The 20,757-nt window shown below is 39.3% G+C and carries 17 protein-coding genes; 8 read left to right on the forward strand and 9 right to left on the reverse strand.

The features are described 5' to 3' along the window. Window positions 1-62: 62 nt before the first annotated feature. Window positions 63-3,197 (reverse strand): efflux RND transporter permease subunit, encoded by a 3,135-nt coding sequence (locus tag D7V20_RS12105; protein WP_120384513.1) that lies wholly within the window; start codon window positions 3,195-3,197, stop codon window positions 63-65. Window positions 3,198-3,199: 2 nt separating this feature from the next. Beyond that, window positions 3,200-4,315: an efflux RND transporter periplasmic adaptor subunit gene (locus D7V20_RS12110; RefSeq protein ID WP_120384514.1), complete on the reverse strand. Its 1,116-nt coding sequence runs from the start codon at window positions 4,313-4,315 to the stop codon at window positions 3,200-3,202. A 149-nt stretch (window positions 4,316-4,464) separates the two neighbouring features. Between D7V20_RS12110 and D7V20_RS12115 the strand changes: the two genes are divergently transcribed. The 3 genes from D7V20_RS12115 (at window position 4,465) to D7V20_RS12125 (ending at window position 9,581) form a co-directional block, all read left to right on the forward strand. Beyond that, window positions 4,465-5,094 (forward strand): TetR/AcrR family transcriptional regulator, encoded by a 630-nt coding sequence (locus tag D7V20_RS12115; RefSeq protein ID WP_120384515.1) that lies wholly within the window; start codon window positions 4,465-4,467, stop codon window positions 5,092-5,094. Between the two features lie 168 nt (window positions 5,095-5,262). Continuing rightward, complete coding sequence (gene ppc, locus D7V20_RS12120) at window positions 5,263-7,953, forward strand: phosphoenolpyruvate carboxylase (protein WP_120384516.1); 2,691 nt, start codon at window positions 5,263-5,265, stop codon at window positions 7,951-7,953. Between the two features lie 323 nt (window positions 7,954-8,276). Continuing rightward, a complete protein-coding gene (locus D7V20_RS12125; protein WP_120384517.1) occupies window positions 8,277-9,581 on the forward strand; it encodes a solute carrier family 23 protein in 1,305 nt (434 codons plus the stop codon). Window positions 9,582-9,943: 362 nt separating this feature from the next. Here the strand turns inward: D7V20_RS12125 and D7V20_RS12130 are convergent, their stop codons facing one another. Beyond that, window positions 9,944-11,083 (reverse strand): TDT family transporter, encoded by a 1,140-nt coding sequence (locus D7V20_RS12130; protein WP_120384518.1) that lies wholly within the window; start codon window positions 11,081-11,083, stop codon window positions 9,944-9,946. Between the two features lie 206 nt (window positions 11,084-11,289). On the opposite strand from D7V20_RS12130, the gene ribF reads away from it, so the two are divergent. The 4 genes from ribF to D7V20_RS12150 are packed head-to-tail and all read left to right on the forward strand — an operon-like array spanning window position 11,290 to window position 16,205. Continuing rightward, complete coding sequence (gene ribF / locus D7V20_RS12135; protein WP_120384519.1) at window positions 11,290-12,291, forward strand: riboflavin biosynthesis protein RibF; 1,002 nt, start codon at window positions 11,290-11,292, stop codon at window positions 12,289-12,291. Between the two features lie 60 nt (window positions 12,292-12,351). Beyond that, a complete protein-coding gene (ileS, locus tag D7V20_RS12140) occupies window positions 12,352-15,195 on the forward strand; it encodes an isoleucine--tRNA ligase (RefSeq protein WP_120384520.1) in 2,844 nt (947 codons plus the stop codon). Beyond that, window positions 15,188-15,727: a signal peptidase II gene (lspA, locus tag D7V20_RS12145; RefSeq protein WP_120384521.1), complete on the forward strand. Its 540-nt coding sequence runs from the start codon at window positions 15,188-15,190 to the stop codon at window positions 15,725-15,727. The genes ileS and lspA overlap by 8 nt, the downstream gene beginning before the upstream one ends. Continuing rightward, window positions 15,723-16,205 carry an FKBP-type peptidyl-prolyl cis-trans isomerase gene (locus D7V20_RS12150; protein ID WP_120384530.1) on the forward strand — a complete coding sequence of 161 codons (483 nt, stop codon included), beginning with the start codon at window positions 15,723-15,725 and terminating at the stop codon, window positions 16,203-16,205. The genes lspA and D7V20_RS12150 overlap by 5 nt, the downstream gene beginning before the upstream one ends. 74 nt (window positions 16,206-16,279) lie before the next feature. Here D7V20_RS12150 and D7V20_RS20135 read toward each other — a convergent pair whose 3' ends face one another. The 3 genes from D7V20_RS20135 to D7V20_RS12160 are packed head-to-tail and all read right to left on the reverse strand — an operon-like array spanning window position 16,280 to window position 16,860. Further along, a complete protein-coding gene (locus D7V20_RS20135) occupies window positions 16,280-16,468 on the reverse strand; it encodes a type II toxin-antitoxin system YafQ family toxin (RefSeq protein WP_235831636.1) in 189 nt (62 codons plus the stop codon). Further along, a complete protein-coding gene (locus D7V20_RS20140) occupies window positions 16,449-16,607 on the reverse strand; it encodes a hypothetical protein (protein ID WP_235831637.1) in 159 nt (52 codons plus the stop codon). The genes D7V20_RS20135 and D7V20_RS20140 overlap by 20 nt, the downstream gene beginning before the upstream one ends. Beyond that, window positions 16,585-16,860, reverse strand: coding sequence for a type II toxin-antitoxin system RelB/DinJ family antitoxin (locus D7V20_RS12160; protein ID WP_120384522.1), 276 nt, complete (start codon window positions 16,858-16,860; stop codon window positions 16,585-16,587). Before D7V20_RS12160 ends, D7V20_RS20140 begins: the two co-directional genes overlap by 23 nt. Before the next feature lie 197 nt (window positions 16,861-17,057). Here D7V20_RS12160 and D7V20_RS12165 point away from each other — a divergent pair, with 197 nt between their 5' ends. Then, window positions 17,058-17,969, forward strand: coding sequence for a LysR family transcriptional regulator (locus tag D7V20_RS12165; protein ID WP_120384523.1), 912 nt, complete (start codon window positions 17,058-17,060; stop codon window positions 17,967-17,969). 11 nt (window positions 17,970-17,980) lie between these two features. Here D7V20_RS12165 and D7V20_RS12170 read toward each other — a convergent pair whose 3' ends face one another. From D7V20_RS12170 to D7V20_RS12180, 3 genes are all read right to left on the reverse strand, one after another. Then, complete coding sequence (locus D7V20_RS12170; protein ID WP_120384524.1) at window positions 17,981-18,724, reverse strand: sulfite exporter TauE/SafE family protein; 744 nt, start codon at window positions 18,722-18,724, stop codon at window positions 17,981-17,983. A 158-nt stretch (window positions 18,725-18,882) separates the two neighbouring features. Beyond that, the gene (locus tag D7V20_RS12175; RefSeq protein WP_120384531.1) at window positions 18,883-19,173 is read right to left on the reverse strand and encodes a chorismate mutase; all 291 of its coding nucleotides are present in this window, start codon (window positions 19,171-19,173) and stop codon (window positions 18,883-18,885) included. Then, the gene (locus D7V20_RS12180; RefSeq protein WP_120384525.1) at window positions 19,151-20,506 is read right to left on the reverse strand and encodes a hypothetical protein; all 1,356 of its coding nucleotides are present in this window, start codon (window positions 20,504-20,506) and stop codon (window positions 19,151-19,153) included. The genes D7V20_RS12175 and D7V20_RS12180 overlap by 23 nt, the downstream gene beginning before the upstream one ends. Window positions 20,507-20,757: the final 251 nt, after the last annotated feature.

Below are 20,757 nucleotides of genomic sequence, written 5' to 3' on the forward strand. Positions count from 1 at the left end.
ATAAAGATTAAGTGCTACTATATTAAAATTTTTAATATTTCGCACCTAATATTCACAAAATTTTATAGATTATGCACACTTTTTTTAACCTTAAACCATGTTGCGTACAATGCTGGTAGGAAAAATAAAGTTAAAAGTGTCGCAATAATCAATCCTCCCATAATTGCCACAGCCATTGGCCCGAAGAAAATACTGCGTGAGAGTGGAATCATAGCTAACACAGCAGCCAATGCCGTTAGAATAATTGGACGAGCTCGACGTACAGTCGCATCTAAAATCGCATCCCACGGCTGATGACCAGCTTGAATGTCCTGCTCAATCTGATCAATTAAGATGAGCGAGTTACGCATAATCATTCCAGACAAGGCAATCGTTCCAAGCATTGCTACAAAGCCAAAGGGTTTATTGAAGATGAGTAAGAATAAAACCACACCGATTAAACCCAATGGCGCTGTCAAAAACACAATAAATGAACGTGAAATACTTTTCAGTTGAATCATCAATAATGTAAATACAACTGCAAGGAATAAAGGCATACCAGCATTAACTGAAGTTTGTCCTTTGGCAGACTCCTCAACTGTTCCTCCGACTTCCACCAAATAACCACTCGGTAATGTTTCACGAATTTGCGCTATCTTTTCAGCCATTTCGTTGACTACAGTTGCAGGTTGTAACTTGGTTCGAATATCACCACGTACTGTAATCGTTGGTAGGCGGTTACGATGCCAAATCAAGCCATCCTCAAATTTATACTCAATTTGAGCAATTTGCGCGAGCGGTACGGTACTTCCCTTACTGGTTGGCACGGCTAAACTGGATAAAGAAGCCACATCAACACGTTCAGCTTGATCACCGCGAATACGGATATCAATCAACTCACGTTTTTCACGATATTGGTTAATGATTACCCCGGTCAAAGAGCTATTCAAGAAGTTCGCTAAATCTTCAGACGTCACACCCATTTGACGTGCACGATCTTGATCAATATTCAGTGAAATAATTTTACTTTGTTCCCCCCAATCCAAATGCACATTGGTGGTATTTGGGTTTTCACTCAATAATTTTGCAACGTGCTGTGCCTGTTGGCGCACAATGCTCACATCTTCCCCAGATACTCGATACTGCAATGGATAACCTACAGGTGGACCATTTTCTAACAATGACACACGTGTGCGAACTTGCGGTAATAATTGACGAATTTGTGTATCTAAAGATTTACGAATTTGATCACGATCATCCAATGACGAAGCCAAAACCACAAATTGTGCAAAACTGGCTTGAGGCATTTGCTGATCTAAAGGTAAATAGAAACGTGGTGAACCTGTACCCACATAAGCCACATAATTATCAATCCCTTTTTGTTGAGATAAAAATTTCTCAACTTTTTTAACCGCATTCTCTGTTGCTGTTAAAGAAGCACCTTCTTCTAATTTTAAATCAACCAAAATCTCAGCACGATTTGACGCTGGGAAAAACTGTTGAGGTACAAATTTAAACATTGCTACAGACAGTACAAAAATACCCACTGTGATCGCGATGACTGTTTTACGATAAGTCACACACCAATTGACCATTTTTCTAAAGCTTTGATACATCTTACTTTGGTATGGATCGAAGTGTTCACCCGCATGATGAATAACGGCTTGTGGTTCAGGTTGTTGACGTAATCTGGCCCATAAACGGACATACCACGCTGCTTTGTGTGCAGTCTTGGTAAAATCTGGCAGTAATTTGTCTCCCAAATAAGGCACAAAAACAACGGCGGCAATCCATGACACAACCAAGGCAAGCGTAACAACTTGGAAAATTGAACGCGTATACTCTCCTGTACTCGACGCTGCAGTCGCAATCGGTAAAAAGCCTGCAGCAGTAATCAGCGTTCCCGTCAGCATTGGAAATGCTGTGGTTTTCCATGCAAAACCTGCCGCTTGCATTCGGCTATAGCCTTGCTCCATTTTTATCGCCATCATTTCAACGGCGATAATAGCGTCATCCACCAATAAACCTAAGGCAAGAATCAAAGCACCTAATGAAATTTTATGTAAGCCCACATCAAATAAGTTCATTCCTGCAAAGGTCATGGCCAAAACCAGTGGAATAGAAAAAGCAACCACTAAACCTGTACGGAAACCTAAAGAGAAAAAGCTCACAAGTAGTACAATAATTACCGCTTCAGCCAAAACTTTTACAAATTCATGAATACTGCGTTGTACTGCAACAGGCTGATCTGAAACCTTTTTCAGCTCCATACCTAAAGGTAAGGTTTTTTGTAATTTTTGGAATTCAGTTTCTAAATTTTTTCCAAGCGCAATGATGTCACCACCTTTACGCATCGATACAGCAAGTCCAATCCCATTTTCACCCATAAAACGCATACGTGGCTGAGCAGGATCACTAAAACCGCGATAGACCTCTGCAACATCACCCAATTGAATGGTTTTATCACCAACCAATAGCGGCATTTTTTTCAAATCATCTACATTTTGTAGCGCACCACTCACTCGAACTTGGATGCGATCGGTACCTGTTTCAAAGAAACCTGCACTGGTAATACTGTTTTGTTTAGCTAACGCTTCTTGAATTGCCGTAACAGGAACCCCCATTTGTACGGCTTTGGTATTGGACAGTTCAATCCAAATTTTTTGATCTTGTAAGCCAACTAAGTTGACTTTACTCACATCTTTGACGCGTTGTAGCTGTAACTGTAAGCGGTCTGCATATTCTTTAAGTGTGGCGTAATCAAAATCATTGCCTGTTAATACATAAATATTACCGAAGGTATCGCCAAACTCATCATTAAAAAAGGGGCCTTGTACACCTGAAGGAAATTGTTGTTTGATATCTCCAATTTTTTTACGCACTTGATACCAAACATCAGGAAGCTGGCTCGATTTTAATGAGTCTTTTGCCATGAACATGACCATCGACTCACCCGGACGTGAGTAGGCCATAATCTTTTCGTATTGGCCTGTACTCATCAGCTCTTTTTCAATTTTATCGGTCACTTGTAGTGAAACTTCTTGTGCTGTCGCACCCGGCCAATAAGTCTGAACCACCATCACTTTAAAGGTAAATGGTGGATCTTCACTTTGTGATAATTTTGAATAGGAATAAGCGCCCACGATTCCCATTAAAATCATAAAATAAAGAACCAAGCCTTTATTTTTTAATGCCCATTCTGAAAGGTTAAAGTTCATGCTTAACCTCCTGCTTTAACAGCAGTAGCAGAAACATTCACAGCACGATTTTCATGGTCAATTGGGTTAATTTTTTGCTTTTCTCGAAGCAAATGCACACCACCGACAACGACCCATTGCCCAGCGCTTAAACCACTTAAAATAGGTACGCTGTCACGACCATAAGCACCCAAAGTTACAGCAACTTTACGAATACTTTGATCAGGATTCACTACCCAAACATAGGCTTGTTTTTCTGTAGATGACACACTGGATAAAGGCACACTCAATACATTTTGAATATTTTGATTAAAGAAAACCCGAGCACTTTGTCCCAATTGAATTGCAGATTGACCTTCTTTTAAAGCCACTTTGACACTAAAAGTACGTGACTGGTCTGCCGCAGGTGAAATCTCTCTGACATAAGCTGCAAATTTATCTTGTGGTTTTGACCACAAAGTGATCCATGCACTTTGTCCGACTTTAATGTCTGAAATCGCCTGTTCAGGGACACCAATCACCACTTCCCGATCACCATCAATTGCAAGTTGATAGGCTGCCTGCCCTGCTGAAATCACTTGTCCAACTTCAATATTTCGTTGGGTGATCACACCGTTTTTATTGGCAACCAACTGGTTATAACCTGTTTGGTTTGAGGATACATCATAGTTAGACTGCGCTTGTTTTAATGCAGCATTTGCCGAATCGTATTGATTTTTAACTGCATCATATTGCGAACGACTGACTGCATTGATTGGTAGCAATTGTTGAAAACGTTTGAATTCATCTGCAGCAACTTTGGCAGCAGATTGAGCACTTTCGAGTTGAGCTCTAGCTGAATTCAACTGTAATTGCGCATCTTTAACATCAAGTTTAGCTAAAATCTGCCCCACTTTAACTCGATCACCGACATCGACATAACGTTCAGTAATTTGCCCACCAACACGGAATGCAAGTGCAGTTTGCTGTCGAGCTTGTACATCTCCCGCATAACTTTTTTGATCTTCAAGTGATGTTGTCGGTTGAGCCACCATCACAAAAGGTGTTTGTTCTGTTTCAGGCGCTGGTTTACTACACCCCCACAGGGTAACACTCGACACAATAAGCAAGCTGATTACAGCTGATTTTAAAATACGCATACGCAAAGCTCTTATTCAAATGCACTTTTTCAGGCAAAATAGCGTTGGGATATTAATTGGGCTAATTTTTAATTAATATACTGCATGGCACACTAATTGAGAACAATCTATTGTGTAAATGACTTATTTTTTCTTTTTTGGAAATAATCGTGCAAACAACTGTTGGACGTCCAAAGGACTTAGAAAAACGTAAACATATTTTAGAAGCAGCTAAAAAGCTGTTTCTTAAGCTTGGCTATCATGGTTCAAGTATGAACCAAATCGCCAAAGAAGCAGGCGTGACCAAACTCACGGTCTATAATCATTTTCAAGACAAAGAGACTTTATTTTGTTGTGCAATCGAAGCAACATGTGAGAAAACCATCAATGCTAGCCTCATTAGGCTGAATGCAAATAGCGATTTCCAAGCACATTTTTATCAAGTGTGTGAATTGGCGTTGTATATCATCAATTTGCCTGAAGCAATTAAACTTGAACATTTATTACTAGAATTGGCTGCTGAACAAAATCCATTGGCCATGCAGTTTTATAATGTTTCACACCAACGCATGTGTAATGTTTGGCAAGACTTTTTCGAGCAAGCAACACAGCTAAAATTTATTCAAGCCAATGAAATTGAAAAACAAATAAATCTAATTTTATCTTTATTGCTGGGTATTCGACACCATGAAGTTCTATTGGGTATACAACAACCACCGACTCCAGAAGAGAAACACCAAATCATTTCAGAAAGTATTGAATTATTTATGATGAAGTATAAAGCTCAGCCACACTATTAAAAAACTAAATAATAGCCCTTTCTTGTTTGAGGCATACTCGATATAGCTTGATTAAAATCAAGTCTTGTAGACTTCTTGCACAGTTATTTACCTACTTTTGTAGGAAGCCTCTTGGATTGTGAAGGAATCACGTTATAGTCGAAATAACAAGAATTGGAGAGTGGCAAAATGATTCAACAAATTGATGCTCCGTTGCGCGAAGACGTACGCTTACTCGGAAATCTTTTGGGTGAAACCTTAAAAGAACATGCGGGACAAGATTTGTTTAATCAAATTGAACAGATTCGTGCTTTAGGAAAAGGTGCACGAGATGGTCAAGTTGAAGCAGAAAAACAACTCGAACAGCTGTTTTTAAATTTAAAAGATGATGAAATTTTGCCGCTGACTCGTGCATTTTCACATTTCTTAAACTTCGCCAATATTGCTGAGCAATATCATGTGGTACGCAGTCGCCGCCAAAGTGAATGTGATGAAAATGCACCTTCTCCAAATGTACTCGATCATTTATTTTCAAAATTTAAAGATCAACAAATTTCAGCAGAAACCTTATATAAGCAAATTTGTGAACTCAAGATTGAGTTAGTGCTCACGGCGCACCCAACTGAGGTCAGTCGTCGTACCTTGATCCAAAAATATGATGGCATTAACAATTGTCTTTCAACTTTTGATCAGCAAAAACTCACACCAAAGCAACGTGCGGAAGTCCTCACAGATCTAAAGCAACTGATCTGTTCAGCATGGCAAACCGATGAAATTCGCCAACATCGTCCAACCCCTATCGATGAAGCAAAATGGGGTTTTACCACCATTGAGCAAACTTTATGGAATGCTGTACCCAAATTCATTCGTGAATTGGATGATTTAGTACAAGACAATTGCAATAAAACCTTGCCTTTGGATATTTCACCGATCCGCTTTGCCTCTTGGATGGGCGGTGATCGTGATGGCAATCCAAACGTAACACATAACATTACCCAAGAAGTGTTGTGGTTATCGCGCTGGAAAGCCACAGATTTATATGTTCGTGATATTGAAGATCTACGCTGGGAACTTTCTATTGAAGCCAGTTCGAATGAATTGGTGCAGGCTTTAGGCTATCAACATCCAGAACCTTATCGTGAGTACTTGCGTGCTACACGTGAACGCTTAAAAGCCACTCGTCAATGGTTGGCAGATAAATTACGTGGTTTGCACTCTGATGTTGATCGCAGTTTAATTATTCGCAATAAAGATGAATTATTACAACCACTGCTACTTTGCTATCGCTCATTGATGGCATGTAATCTTCCTGAAATCGCCAATGGTAAATTACTCGACTTTATTTATCGTGTGAATTGTTTTGGCATTGAGTTACTAAAACTGGATATCCGTCAAGAATCTGGTCGTCATCGTCAAGCCATTTCAGCCATTACAGAATATTTAGGACTCGGTAATTTTGAAACTTGGACAGAACAAGCGCGCCAAAACTTCTTACTACAAGAGTTACAAAGTAAACGTCCATTATTACCAAAACATTTAAATGAGCCTGTAGGCAGCTTGATTGAGCATCCTGATGTTCAAGAAGTTTTTGCAACAATGCGAACTTTGGCAGAACAGCCAAAAGAAAGCTTAGGGGCTTATATTATTTCTATGGCGGAATACCCAAGTGACGTGCTGGCTGTATTGTTATTACAAAAAGAAGCTGGCATTGAACATCCGCTGCGTGTCGTACCGTTATTTGAAACCTTGAAAGACTTAGATGGTGCTGCAAGTACCATGACCACTTTGTTTAATATGCATTGGTATAAACAACATATCCAAGGTAAACATGAAGTCATGATTGGTTATTCAGACTCTGCAAAAGATGCAGGATTCATGTCTGCCAATTGGGCACAATATCGTGCACAGGAAGAATTGACAGCGATTGCAAAACAACATGGCGTACAATTAACCCTATTCCACGGTCGTGGTGGTTCTATCAGTCGTGGTGGTGCGCCAACCCAACAAGCTTTATTCTCTCAACCACCGGGTTCTATTTCTGGCGCCATTCGTGTGACCGAACAAGGAGAAATGATCCGCTTTAAGTTTGGTTTGGAAGAAATCGCTTTACAAAACCTGGAAATTTACGCCGCTGCGACATTAGAAGCAACCCTATTGCCACCACCGACACCCAAGCAGGAATGGCGTGATTTGATGCATACCATGACTGATTTATCTGTTAAAGTGTATCGTCAGACTGTGCGTGAAAACCCACATTTTGTGAAGTACTTACGTACAGTAACGCCTGAGCTTGAATTACAAATGTTGCCATTGGGTTCACGCCCTGCAAAACGTAAAGTTAGTGGAGGAATTGAATCTCTACGTGCGATTCCATGGGTATTTGCATGGACTCAAATTCGTTTAATGCTTCCAGCATGGTTAGGCACTGGTGCAGCAATTAACCAAGTGATTGATCAAGGTCAAAAGGCTATTTTGGATGAAATGTTGGCAGAATGGCCGTATTTCCAAACATTAATTGATATGTTGGAAATGGTCTTGTCTAAAGCTGATTCAAACATTGCACTTTATTATGAGTCACATTTAACCAATGATGAAGATTTAAAAGAACTCGGTGCTGAATTACGCCAACGTCTACATGATGCAGTACAAACTTTGTTAGCAATGAAAGGTGAATCCAAACTTTTAAGCTCGAATGATGTGCTTGACCAAGCCATGAAAGTACGTAAACCGTATTTATTACCGTTACACTTATTGCAAGCTGAATTGATGAAGCGTCGTCGTGCTTATCTTGCAGAACGCCAAGCTGAACATACCCCTGTTGATCATGCCTTGATGGTGAGTATTGCAGGGATTGCCGCAGGATTGCGTAATACGGGTTAAGCTGTTGATTTGAATCATGGAGGAATACCGTTGTATTTCCTCCATCATTCAAAACTGTCTACCCTGTCAACAATTTTATATTTCTCATTAATAATAAATAAAAAAAATTAATCAATTGCAAAATATTTAATTATGAACAATTCTGCGTTTTAGATTTTTTAATACTTTGATTTTACAAACTTACACAATTCATTTATTTGACCAAACGGTATAAAACAATTGTTATTCCTAATAAATGCAAACCTTTAGTTTTACCAAGGTGTTTAAAACTTAAAACAATAAAGAGTATCATGTGCGCAATTTGTTTTTTAAGTGCTTAATTTATGTCCAACTGGTTTCCCAAATGGCGTCCATATACAGGTAGCATCGATGCACGACCTGTCGGAACCAATGAGTATCTACCACCTGCGCAAAGCATTGTTCTTGGCATTCAGCATGCTTTTGCCATGTTTGGTGCAACTGTTTTAGCACCATTTTTGATGGGCTTTGATCCAAACCTTGCCATTTTAATGTCAGGGATTTGTACCATCTTGTTCTTTATCGTTACAGGTGGTCGAGTTCCAAGTTACCTCGGTTCAAGTTTTGCATTTATTGGCGTTGTGATTGCTGCCACAGGTTATGCCGCATCAGGTACAGGCGCACCCAATATTAACATTGCGCATGCTGCTGGCGGCATCATGGCCTGTGGCGTGTTGTATACAATTTTTGGTTTGCTTGTGATGGCAACGGGAACCAAATGGATTGAAAAACTCATGCCACCAGTGGTTACTGGTGCTGTGGTCATGATCATTGGTCTAAACCTTGCGCCAGTGACCATCAAAGGTGTGGCAGGTAATAACTTTAATATGTGGATGGCTTTGGTCACTGTACTCTGTATGGGCATCATCGCAGTCTACACAAAAGGCCTATTACAACGCTTACTCTTATTGGTTGGTCTATTATTGGCTTATCTCATCTACTTTATTGTTGCAAACGTGATGGGAAATGGTACACCGATTAATTTTGCACCGATTCAAGAAGCAGCTTGGTTCGGTCTTCCAACCTTCCATTCACCAGTTTTTGATGTCAATGCAATGTTGATTATTGCACCAATTGCGTTGATCTTAGTTGCGGAAAACTTAGGTCATATCAAAGCGGTAAGTGCAATGACTGGAGAGAATTTAGATCCACAAATCGGGAAAGCTTTTGTTGCAGATGGTATTGCAACGACACTTTCAGGTGGTGTGGGCGCTCCTGGGATGACTACTTATGGTGAAAACATTGGCGTCATGGCGGTTACCCGTGTTTACTCTACAATTGTTTTCGTGATTGCAGGTATTTTTGCAATTTTCTTAGGTTTTTCACCAAAGTTCGGTGCAATCATTCATACTATTCCAACGGCGATTTTAACAGGTGCTTCAATCGTGGTATTTGGTTTGATTACCATTGCTGGTGCGAAAATTTGGATTGAGAATAAAGTCGATTTTTCTAAAAATAAAAACCTCATGGTTGCAGCAGTAACGATTATTTTAGGAACAGGTGATTTTGCTTTGCAATTTGGCAACTTCAATTTAGGCGGTATTGGTACTGCAACATTTGCAGCATTGATTCTCAATTGGTTGTTTAGTTTCGGCGATAAATCACAATAAAAACAAAGATGACTTTAGAACAGCCGAAAGGCTGCTTTTTTAATTATTTTATATTTATTTCCCCGAATAAATCGAAAATTTTTCCAATAAAAAAGCCCGACATCCTGTCGGGCTTTTCCGTATTTGTACCTGTGGTATAACTCCTGTCGTACCTTCATTCCGTTGCTATCTTTTTTTATTCTTATCTAGAACATCCTGTTCTCTATGGTTTTATAATAGAAAAAACAAAGCACCTGTACTAGCCGTAAAATACCTAAATTGATGTACGCCACAGCGTACAGATCGAAATAAAATGCTTAACATATAATCAGAATTTTTATAGCTTCTATCTAAATAGATGGTAGTTCTGCTCTCTTTCGTTTTTAACTTTGTTGTTCACGTTCTAATAAAACCTTCAAGCAAGGAGAAAAGAACAAATGACCTTGATACATGCCTTGTAAAGTTTTAGCCATCACCATCGTCCAAAGTAATATCAGAATCGTAGCGAAAGCTAAACCAATATCTATAATGAAAGTGACATGAATTTGACGACCTAAATTCAGGATTGCCAAAGTAAATACACCCAATGGAAAGGTCAGTCCCCACCAGCCTAAATTAAATGGTAAATCTGTTGCGGCATGTTTAAGTGTCGTCAGCACAGCAATTGCGAACCACCAAATACCGAAACCAAGCAAAATAAAGCTGGCTAAAATACCTGCATTTTGAAAAAACAGACCTAAACTTTCTAATTGAATGATTGCCAAAACCTGTGGTGCTTGATTACCCAAAACCAAAAGCGCTAAAGCCCCTGTACCAATCGGCCCTAAAGCGAGCCAACCTGTAATGGCTAACTCTTTACTCGGCAATTGGTGTAACGCTAAACGCAACATAAGAATGCTCAAAATAGCAAAAGCAGGTAAAACAGACATTCCCCACAACATATAACTTGCAAACAAAATCCCAACTGCATGTTGCCCGATATCCAAATGCGCCAATAATAAACCGCCTGAAGCCGCTGCAACTTCACATGCAACAATGGGCAATAACCACATAGCTGTCATGCTTTGTAATTGATGATCTTGTTTACTGAACATGCAAAATGGAACAAGAATTCCAATGCCTACAGCGAGAATAACATCGGCATACCACAGTACTTGTGCGATATAGACTGCTGTATCGCCATAAATTACAACGCCATATTTTAAAAAGCCATTAAGTACAGTCGCTAAACCCATGGGAATTGCGCCTAAAAACAGTGCCATACTCGGATGCGAAAAGATCTGCTTTGCTTCTTGAGGATAAATCAGCCAACGCAGAATATACAAAGTTGCAAATGTCACAAATAATAAGCTGGTGAATTGCCAAAGTAATACTGCCAATTGCCATAACAATGCCTGTGCAAATGGAAATTCAGGTAAAATTAAGGCGACAACACCCGTTCCCATGACCACAGTGAACCAGTTTGGTGTGAACTGACGGATCACTTCTTTAGGCTTCTCAAGTTGGTAAAATGGCTTTTGCATCGCTTTATCCTGATTTCAGCAGATAAATTGATTATAAAAACACTTATTAATAAATAAAATTGATTTATATTTATTAAATGAATCAGTAAAATTGATGATAATAGTATTCTTTATAAAATTTTCTGGATAAAAACACAACAACAAAGACGAAACTGTGAGAATATGGCAATATATATCCTTTCAAATTTTAAGCTTATTTTGAAATCATGCAGCTGTTACGTCTAAATGCTCTAACACCGAATTTTCAATTGCCCAAAACCGCTGTGACGATTGGCAATTTTGATGGTGTCCATTTGGGACATCAAGCCATGGTTTCACAGCTCAAACAGATTGCCCAAGAAAAAAATTTAAAAACTTTGGTGATGATTTTTGAGCCACAACCCTTAGAGTTTTTTAAAGGTTACGAAGCACCGCCTCGTATTAGTTCACTCAGAGAAAAAGTAGAATATTTAACTGAGCTGGGTGTGGACTATATTGCGATTGCTAAATTTGATAATCAATTCCGTAGCTTAAGTGCAGAAAACTTTGCGGATATTCTTAAAAATAAACTGAATGCACAAAATTTAGTGCTCGGTGATGATTTCCATTTTGGTAAAGACCGCCAAGGCAATAGCGAATTTTTAAAACAATATGGCTTTCAGGTCACCAATCTCAATACCATTGAGTTTGATGGTGAACGTGTCAGTTCAACTCGAATTCGCCAAGTACTACAAGCAGGCGACTTAGCACTTGCAGCCAAGCTATTAGGTCGCCCCTATAGCATGATTGGTCGTGTGCAATATGGTGACCAGATTGGTCGTACCTTGAATTTTCCAACCATCAATGTTCGTGTCGGACGGCATAGACCTTGTTTAAGCGGAATTTATGCTGTTGATGTTATTTGTGAAACAACTTCTTTGACTGAAAAGGTCAAAACTGAAAATCCAAATAAAACAGGTGTTCTTGGCTACCAAGATCATGCTTTATATGGCGCAGGGCATGTCGGAACACGACCAGCAATTCAACAGGAACATCCAGAGTGGCGATTAGAAGTACATTTCCCCCATGTTTCTGCTAATCTGTATGGTCTATTAATGCGGGTGACTTTCCTCGACTATTTACACGGCGAATTAAATTACCCATCGCTTGAAGCACTTCAAGCAGGAATTGATGATGATGTTGAGCGATTACTTGAATTTCGCAAAAACACCCTCAAGTTTCCTTTTTAATCAAATTTTTATTGTAAAACGTGTCAGCAATCGTGCTGATAATATTGGATGACAACGTGCATGAGCGATAAGCAAACTCCTGAAAATGCTGTGGATTACAAAGCCACACTCAACCTCCCAGGTACTGAATTTGCAATGAAAGCAAATCTTGCGGTACGTGAAGCGAAATGGTTAGAAGAGTGGTATGCCGACAATATTTATCAGCAGATTCGTGCATCGCGTATTGGCAAGAAAAAATATGTACTTCATGACGGCCCTCCATATGCCAATGGTCAAATCCACCTAGGTCATGCTGTGAATAAGGTCCTCAAAGACATTATTATCAAAAGCCGTGTGATGGATGGCTTTGACGCACCTTATGTTCCAGGTTGGGACTGTCATGGCCTACCGATCGAACTTAAAGTTGAAGAAAAAGTCGGTAAAGTTGGCGTAAAAGTAGATGCATCGACGTTCCGTAAAGCTTGTCGTGAATATGCCAATACCCAAATCGAATTACAGAAAAAAGATTTTGTACGTATGGGCGTTTTTGGGGATTGGAGCAATCCTTATCTCACCATGAATTTCAAACAAGAAGCCGATATCGTGCGTTCATTGGGTGAAATTGCCAAAGCAGGACATATCGAACCAGGTCTTAAACCAGTGAACTGGTGTTTAGACTGTGGTTCTGCGCTTGCAGAAGCTGAAGTTGATTATCAAGATAAAAAATCTGATGCAATCGATGTTGGTTTTGGTGTAGTCGATCTTGCTGATTTATCTGCAAAAGTCGGTGTCACCGTTAGCAATCCAACCGACATCGTCATTTGGACAACAACACCTTGGACACTTCCAGCCAACCAAGCCGTTGCCCTTCATGCTGAAATTGAATATCAATTGGTTGAAATCCAATCTGATCGTGGTACGCATAACTTAATCTTAGCTAAAGATTTAGTTGGATCTGCCTGCGAGCGTTATAAACTTGAAAATCCAAAAGTTTTGGCTGATTTTGTCGGTGCAAAACTTGAACATTTACAATTACAACATCCACTCATCACAGAACGCCAAGTGCCTGTAATTTTAGGTGAACATGTTATTGCAACCAGCGGTACTGGTGCGGTACATACTGCGCCTGGTCATGGTGTGGACGATTATAAAGTTGGCTTACAATACAATTTAATCGTTGATAATCCAGTCGGCGGTAATGGTGTGTATTTACCGACTGCTCCAATTTTTGCAGGCGAGCACATCTATAAAGCCAATCCGCAAATTATTGAAGCTTTATGCGCTGCTGGGAAACTTTGGGCACATGTTGCGATTACGCATAGCTACCCACATTGCTGGCGTCATAAAACACCGATTATCTTCCGTGCGACACCACAATGGTTTATCAGCATGGATGCAAAAGGTTTACGCCAAGATGCGTTGAATGCCATTGAAAATGATATCAATTTTGTTCCAGATTGGGGTAAAAACCGTATTCAGTCAATGATTGAAGGTCGCCCAGACTGGTGTATCTCTCGTCAACGTACTTGGGGCGTTCCAATCCCATTCTTTGTACATAAAGATACGCATGAGTTGCACCCGCGTACACCTGAACTGATCGAAGAGGTTGCAAAAATCATCGAACAAGAAGGGATTGACGGTTGGTATAACCGTGATGCGAGCGAATTTATTGGCACCGATGCTGAACAGTACAATGCGGTTCGTGATACCTTGGATGTGTGGTTTGACTCAGGTACAACACACTATGCTGTATTGCGTGAACGTGAAGATTTGACTGATCCAGCTGATTTGTATTTAGAAGGTTCTGACCAACATCGTGGTTGGTTCCAATCTTCATTATTAACGTCAATCGCCATCAATAAACGTGCGCCTTACAAAGGCTTGCTTACTCATGGTTTCGTCGTCGATGAGAAAGGCCGTAAGATGTCAAAATCGATCGGAAATATCATCACACCTCAAGACATCATTAAAGATATGGGGGCAGATGGTCTACGTTTCTGGATTGCTTCGGCTGACTACCGTTATGAAATGACAGCAGGTAAAGAAATCTTTAGCCGTGCATCGGATGGTTATCGTCGTATTCGTAATACCTTACGTTTCTTGTTGGCGAACTTAAATGGTTTCAAACCATCAACAGATGCATTGCCTGTAGATCAATTGATTGCACTCGATCAATATATCTTGCAACGTGCTGCGGATGTACAAAAAACTATTCAGCAAGCTTATGAAGATATGAACTTTCATATCGTCACCAATGCTTTGACTAATTTCTGTATCAATGACTTGGGTGGTTTCTATTTAGACATCATCAAAGACCGTCAATATACGACTAAAGCAGATTCTCAAGCTCGTCGTTCTGCACAAACTGCGCTGTATCATTTGGTACAAGCTTTTGTTCGCTGGATGGCGCCTATCTTGAGCTTTACTGCGCAAGAAGCTTGGCCACTGATTCCTGAACAATCTGAGAAATATGTATTTACAGCGGAGTGGTATGACATTCCTGTTGCATCTACAGCGAACTTAATTTCTGAAGCAGATTGGCAAACGCTTATTGCTGTTAAATCTGCTGTGAATAAGCAAATTGAAGCAGCGCGTAATGCGAAATTGATCGGCTCAAACCTTTCTGCAAAAGTGGAACTTTGGGCAGATGCTGAACTCAAAGCAATATTAGACCAGCTAGGTGATGAGCTTCGTTTCGTACTTATCACATCTCAAGTGGTTGTAAATGCATTTGACGAAGCGCAAGGTGAAGCGACGGATCTTGCTGGACTACGAGTCAAAGTATCTGCTGCGGATGGAGAAAAATGTGCACGTTGTTGGCATGTTCTACCTGATGTAAATACACATCATGCACATCCAGGGTTGTGTTCTCGTTGTATTATCAACCTTCCTACAGGTCAAGGCGAAGAGAGAAAATATGCCTAATCCGCAAAATAAAAAGGGCTTATTCCAATTTTATCCTCATAATTTAATGTGGCTTGGACTTTCCGTCCTTGCCATCATTCTTGACCAGTGGACGAAAAATATTGCGAGTACACATCTGACTTATGCAGAGCCTGTACCTGTACTGCCCTTTTTAAACTGGACATTGCTGCATAATTACGGCGCAGCTTTTAGCTTTTTGTCCGATGCAGGCGGTTGGCAACATTATTTGTTTACTGGGCTTGCGGGTATCGTATCCATCATCTTTATTTTTTGGCTATTACGTATGCCAAAAACGACGGTGATTTTACCCATGGCAATCGCATTGATTTTAGGTGGAGCAATTGGTAATTTAATCGACCGCGTTAGCTTAGGCTATGTTGTTGACTTTATTCATGTGTTTTACCAAAACCACCACTTTCCAGCATTCAACATTGCCGATAGTGCAATCACTCTCGGTACGATTTTATTGTTAATCGATACTTTCTTTTTAGAAAAACATCGTATTCAACATGCGGAAGCGCAAAATGATTGAACAAATTATTAATCCGAATGACGAAACTCGTATTGCGGATGGATCAAAAGTAGACCTGCACTTTTCTGTTGCCATTGAAAATGGTGTAGAGATTGATAACACACGTAGCCGTGAAGAGCCTGTGAGTTTAGTCATGGGTGATGGTAGTTTGTTACCAGGTTTTGAGAAAGCTTTATTTGGTCTTCGTGCAGGCGATCGTCGTACAGTGAGTTTGCCTCCTGAGGATGCTTTTGGCCCTTGGAATCCTGAAAACGTACAGAAATTTGATACTGTGAAGTTTGAACAACGTCCTGTTGAAGGTCATATGATCGAGTTTGAAGATAAAGCCAAGCAAAGCCTATTTGGTGTGGTTAAAACGGTTGGTGATGACATCACTGAAGTCGATTTTAACCATCCATTGGCCGGCAAAAATATTACTTTTGAAGTTGAAATTTTTAAAGTCACCCCTGCGGGTCAGCAAGGTGTAAAATTGATCTAATTTCATCAGTTTAAAAAGCTCCTGAGGGAGCTTTTTTGTTGGGCATTTTTATCAATTTTTTTATCAATCAGTTTTTAAAACAACTCACTATGAGTACCAGCACGAACAAAAATAATCATATCGAATTTAGATAAAGCTTCAATACGATAAATAAGCAGAAAGTCTCCTCCTACATGCAACTCCCGATAATTGATCCAATTACCTGTCAAAGCATGATCTTTCCATTCAACTCCTAAAGGTTCGTCATTTGCAATGAGTAACATCATCACTGTTTTGAGTTTTTTTAATGTCATAACGACCATTACGAGAAAGCCGTTGCCAATCTGCTAAAAACTCTTTTGTATAATCCGATGATCGAGCCAAAACAGCGCGTTTATCTTTAGCCGTTTTTTTCGAGGTCATTAAACAAGCCTTCTACTGTCTCAAAACGTGCTTTTTTCGCTTGAATAATATCATCGGCTTCATTCATCGCTGAAACAGTCTCAGCATTAGGTACTCGCACATCAAACGGAATAGCTTGTTCTGCAACAACACGTGTCAAAAAAATGCGTACAGCATCGGAAACAGACAACCCCATCGCTTTTAACGCTTGTTGTGCTTGCAACTTGGTTTCATCATCAATTCGCACATGCAACATAGATGTCTGTGAAGTCATAATATAACCTTCTGATTTTGTATCTCAATTGAGACTTATTATATTATAAAATTATTCTGAACGATCTTTTTTTAAACAACTGTTGATTGATATATGCTTTACAAAAATTAAACCTCAACTTGGTACATTTTAGTTACATCATCATCCGATTAATAACTCAGCTATAATCCGATCAAGTCATTACACTATTCAAACCCATGCGCTTAGATTTCTTTGATCTACAACTCTTCCTCAATATTGTGGACACTGGAAGCCTCACCAAGGGTGCTGAACGTTCATCCATCTCATTGCAAGCAGCCAGTGAACGTATCAAAAAACTCGAACAACACTATGCAACCACTCTTTTTATCCGTCATGCTGCTGGAGTTAAACTGACTATTGCAGGGCAAACCTTTGCAGAACAAGCTTTGCTATTAGCTCAACAAAGAAAACAACTCGAACAGGCAATGTCTCCCTATGCTGAAGGCTTAACAGCACAAATGAGCTTATGGTGTAATTCATCTGCTCAAAGTGAATATTTACCTACACTCTTGCCACAATATTTGGTGGAAAATCCGCATGTACACATCGATCTAAAAGAAGCTGAAAGCAATGATATTATTCAAGCAATTGAAAAAGGCTCTGCAAAATTGGGATTAATTTCCAGTTTTTTTAACTCACAACAGCTTCAAACTTTGGACTTTTTTGATGATCCATTGATTTTAATTTGCCCCACGGATCACCCATTAAAAATACATACTGAACTCAAACTCATCGACAGTTTGAATTATCCTTTTGTGGGGCTCATGCAATATCATTCTTTACAGCAGTCTATAGAAACTCAGGCTAAGTTACTCAATTGTGCCATTCAATACCGTTTAAGACTTCCTAATTTTACCGCGATTGCTCAAGTGGTTGCCAACGGCGTAGGGATTGCAATTATGCCTAAACGGGCAGCACAGCGGTTAAGTTCACAATATGCATTTCATCAAATTGAGTTAACAGGTGAATGGGCAAAGCGTCAACTACTTTTGGCTGCACAGAATTTTGATGAACTTCCAACAACTTACCAACACTTTGTCCAGTTTTTACTTTCGCAAAAAGCTAAATTGATTTTGGATGAGGACTGAAAAGCTTAAACTTAAATCACTCCAAGCTGATGCAAAACAGCGTATATTCCAAAAATCACCAATCCACAAAAGAACACTTTGCGAAATTTTTGCTCTGGAATACGATAACGAATCTTTGTGCCCATCCACATCCCCATGAGTGCAGGAATTAAAGCGATCAATGATAATTTATAGTCAATTGGCGTATTTTCAACGGGATTTAAATGCAGAAATACTGCCAAACAAAGGGTTGAAACAGTAAAAGCTAAGCCTAATGACTGTACTAAATCATCTCGCTTTAACTGCAAAGATTGCAAATATGGCACCACTGGAATCACCACAACCCCAGTAGCAACCGTTAAAGCACCACCCAAATAACCAACGATTGGAGATAACCATTTTTCATGTGTTGCAAGATTGGGCATACTTTTTGAAAAGAGACCGTATAGACCATACAAAGCCAACATTCCGCCCAATAGCGCTTCGGTATGGAAACTTGAATTTGCATGTCCCAATGTTGGAAAAATACTCCAAATTGAACCAACAACAATACCAATCAATAATGGGTAAAAACGGCACACCAAACGCCAAACATGACCTTCTGCAAATAACTGCCAAAAGTTCGTGACCATCGAGGGAATAATCAATAATGTTGCTGCTTGAAAAGGACTAATCACCAAGCTCAATAAGCCCATAGAAACAGCTGGCAGTCCTAGTCCAATTGTGCCTTTAATCATTCCCGCAATAGCAAATACACCAACAACAAAACCGATCATTTCGCATCACCTCATTTTTCAAAAGCAATGCTAAAACATCAATAACGGCGGTAAAATCATTCATTTTGGAAGACAGCCTCAATCAAAAGTTGAGGCTTAATTTGCTATGGCTGTGATCGTGATTTTTTGCGCATCACTAAAAGTATGAAATTATGGTTTTAAGGTCTAATTTCTTTTAATTCTCGTTGAATAAAATGCTGAATCATTTCTCTATAAATGCTTTCAACCAAATCAGGATCTGTCCCGACCTCAAACGCTTTTTGACGTACTTTATCAATCACCTGTTGTACACGTTCAGGAGATTGAGCATCTTCTTTGGTTCGTTTAAAACGCACTGCTTGATCGACATAAAATTGTCGAGTTGCAATTAAATCAATTAGTTGCTGATCAATTTGATCAATATTTTCACGAACTTGCTCTAAAGATTCACATTTCTCTTTTTTCATCATTTGATCCATCTAAATCCTGTTCTTCTGCTTCTTGTTGAGCACGTTCCAGCTCATTCTCTGCTTTATACTTCTGTTCTAACACATTACTAAAAATACTTTCAATCATCCAAACACGATATAGGCTATTAAATACGTAACGCTTTCCTTCAATTCTTAACTCTAACACAGGAAAATCAGGCTGATGCTTTTCAGCACATTGTCGATCGTTGTTTTCTAATAGTGCTTCAACATCGAAATCAATCAACTTTTCAATATTTAAATCATGTTGTAATTTTTGAAAATGTGGTTGGAACGATAAATCCTGACCACGTGTCCAAACCGCCTGTAAAATCTCATACATCGCATCGATACGTTGTTCTTCTGGCACACTGTAATAAAGTTGCGCCATATTGAGAATACTGTCCTTTGTCGGTCTACAAAATGGAGTGAATTTGACTTCGGTACGTTTTGATAAGCGAGTCGCTAAGCTCCAATCAAAAAAGTCACGCCCATGATAACTTAAAGGGAATAAATTCAATTGAATATTATAATAATTTGCCAGTTCTTCTTTAATATAAGCCAGCAATAACCAACTGATCGGATCTTCTAAAGCAATGTATAAATCCAACTCAGGATGCATCGCTTGAATTTCAGTTAATTCTTCTGCATCACTCATCAAATGTTCACGCCATTCGATGTGATTAATTAAAAAAATTGGATTATCAATCAATAATTTTTGCTGTTTTAAGCGACGTGTTAAGCGCAATAAATCATCTACAGCATGATATTTTCGCCCACCAAATTCAAAATAACTTTCTAAAACAGGGGTATGGTTAAAAACACGTTCTGGAAAGTTTTGCGGTTTTTGATGCTTACTCGCCATAATGAATAAAGTGCGTAATTTACCATACTGCTGTTGCCATAACATATGGAACACATCTTCAAGTAAATAGAGAAAATTTTGACCTGTTAATGGTGTATTTTTTAGAATAACTTCCGCTTGTTGTAATGCTTCTTGTGTCGGTTGTTCGGGTTTTTCATTGTCATAGCTAAAACGATGTTGCGTTGCAAGAATTTTGGCATCATTTAAAGTATATGTGCGCCATTCTTCTATAGTCATCGCATTGGGGGGTTCTGCAGAAGTATTGGAAATGATGACTTTTAATGGTTTGAGATCATCGCGAAGTATCTCTTCAAGCTGTGGCAATTGCTGTACAGCAAGGTAACTATAAACGTCATCTAAACGTAAATAAACACTCAGACCATGCTCCGTGGATAACACCTCTTGACGGGTTGGCTTTTGATAAAACCAACTCGATCGGATTGGATCAAACCAACGGCGTAGCAATGACATGTCTAGGGCCTCGAAATAAGCGCTTAATATAAATAGGATTTGATTGAAACTCGTCCAAGCATATCATCCATTCTGCTCAGATGCTGAAAAAAATCAATATGAATGAATAGCTCAAAATTTTATAACAATTCACTTAGAAATGATCAATATCTTAAACCTCAAATGAATGAATGCATTTAGGTCAATACCATAGAAAAAGCACTCAACCAGTGAGTGCTTTTCAAATCTTTTCAATATCATGATGATATTTA

Source organism: Acinetobacter rongchengensis, assembly GCF_003611475.1.
Taxonomy (GTDB): domain Bacteria; phylum Pseudomonadota; class Gammaproteobacteria; order Pseudomonadales; family Moraxellaceae; genus Acinetobacter; species Acinetobacter rongchengensis.

What these genes read in the sequence shown, in the direction of transcription:
- D7V20_RS12105 (WP_120384513.1), bottom strand. Translation starts at nt 3,197, where the DNA reads ATGAACTTTAACCTTTCAGAATGGGCATTAAAAAATAAAGGCTTGGTT.
- D7V20_RS12110 (WP_120384514.1), bottom strand. Translation starts at nt 4,315, where the DNA reads ATGCGTATTTTAAAATCAGCTGTAATCAGCTTGCTTATTGTGTCGAGT.
- ppc (WP_120384516.1), top strand. Translation starts at nt 5,263, where the DNA reads ATGATTCAACAAATTGATGCTCCGTTGCGCGAAGACGTACGCTTACTC.
- D7V20_RS12125 (WP_120384517.1), top strand. Translation starts at nt 8,277, where the DNA reads ATGTCCAACTGGTTTCCCAAATGGCGTCCATATACAGGTAGCATCGAT.
- D7V20_RS12130 (WP_120384518.1), bottom strand. Translation starts at nt 11,083, where the DNA reads ATGCAAAAGCCATTTTACCAACTTGAGAAGCCTAAAGAAGTGATCCGT.
- ribF (WP_120384519.1), top strand. Translation starts at nt 11,290, where the DNA reads ATGCAGCTGTTACGTCTAAATGCTCTAACACCGAATTTTCAATTGCCC.
- ileS (WP_120384520.1), top strand. Translation starts at nt 12,352, where the DNA reads ATGAGCGATAAGCAAACTCCTGAAAATGCTGTGGATTACAAAGCCACA.
- lspA (WP_120384521.1), top strand. Translation starts at nt 15,188, where the DNA reads ATGCCTAATCCGCAAAATAAAAAGGGCTTATTCCAATTTTATCCTCAT.
- D7V20_RS20135 (WP_235831636.1), bottom strand. Translation starts at nt 16,468, where the DNA reads ATGTTACTCATTGCAAATGACGAACCTTTAGGAGTTGAATGGAAAGAT.
- D7V20_RS20140 (WP_235831637.1), bottom strand. Translation starts at nt 16,607, where the DNA reads ATGACCTCGAAAAAAACGGCTAAAGATAAACGCGCTGTTTTGGCTCGA.
- D7V20_RS12160 (WP_120384522.1), bottom strand. Translation starts at nt 16,860, where the DNA reads ATGACTTCACAGACATCTATGTTGCATGTGCGAATTGATGATGAAACC.
- D7V20_RS12165 (WP_120384523.1), top strand. Translation starts at nt 17,058, where the DNA reads ATGCGCTTAGATTTCTTTGATCTACAACTCTTCCTCAATATTGTGGAC.
- D7V20_RS12170 (WP_120384524.1), bottom strand. Translation starts at nt 18,724, where the DNA reads ATGATCGGTTTTGTTGTTGGTGTATTTGCTATTGCGGGAATGATTAAA.
- D7V20_RS12175 (WP_120384531.1), bottom strand. Translation starts at nt 19,173, where the DNA reads ATGATGAAAAAAGAGAAATGTGAATCTTTAGAGCAAGTTCGTGAAAAT.
- D7V20_RS12180 (WP_120384525.1), bottom strand. Translation starts at nt 20,506, where the DNA reads ATGTCATTGCTACGCCGTTGGTTTGATCCAATCCGATCGAGTTGGTTT.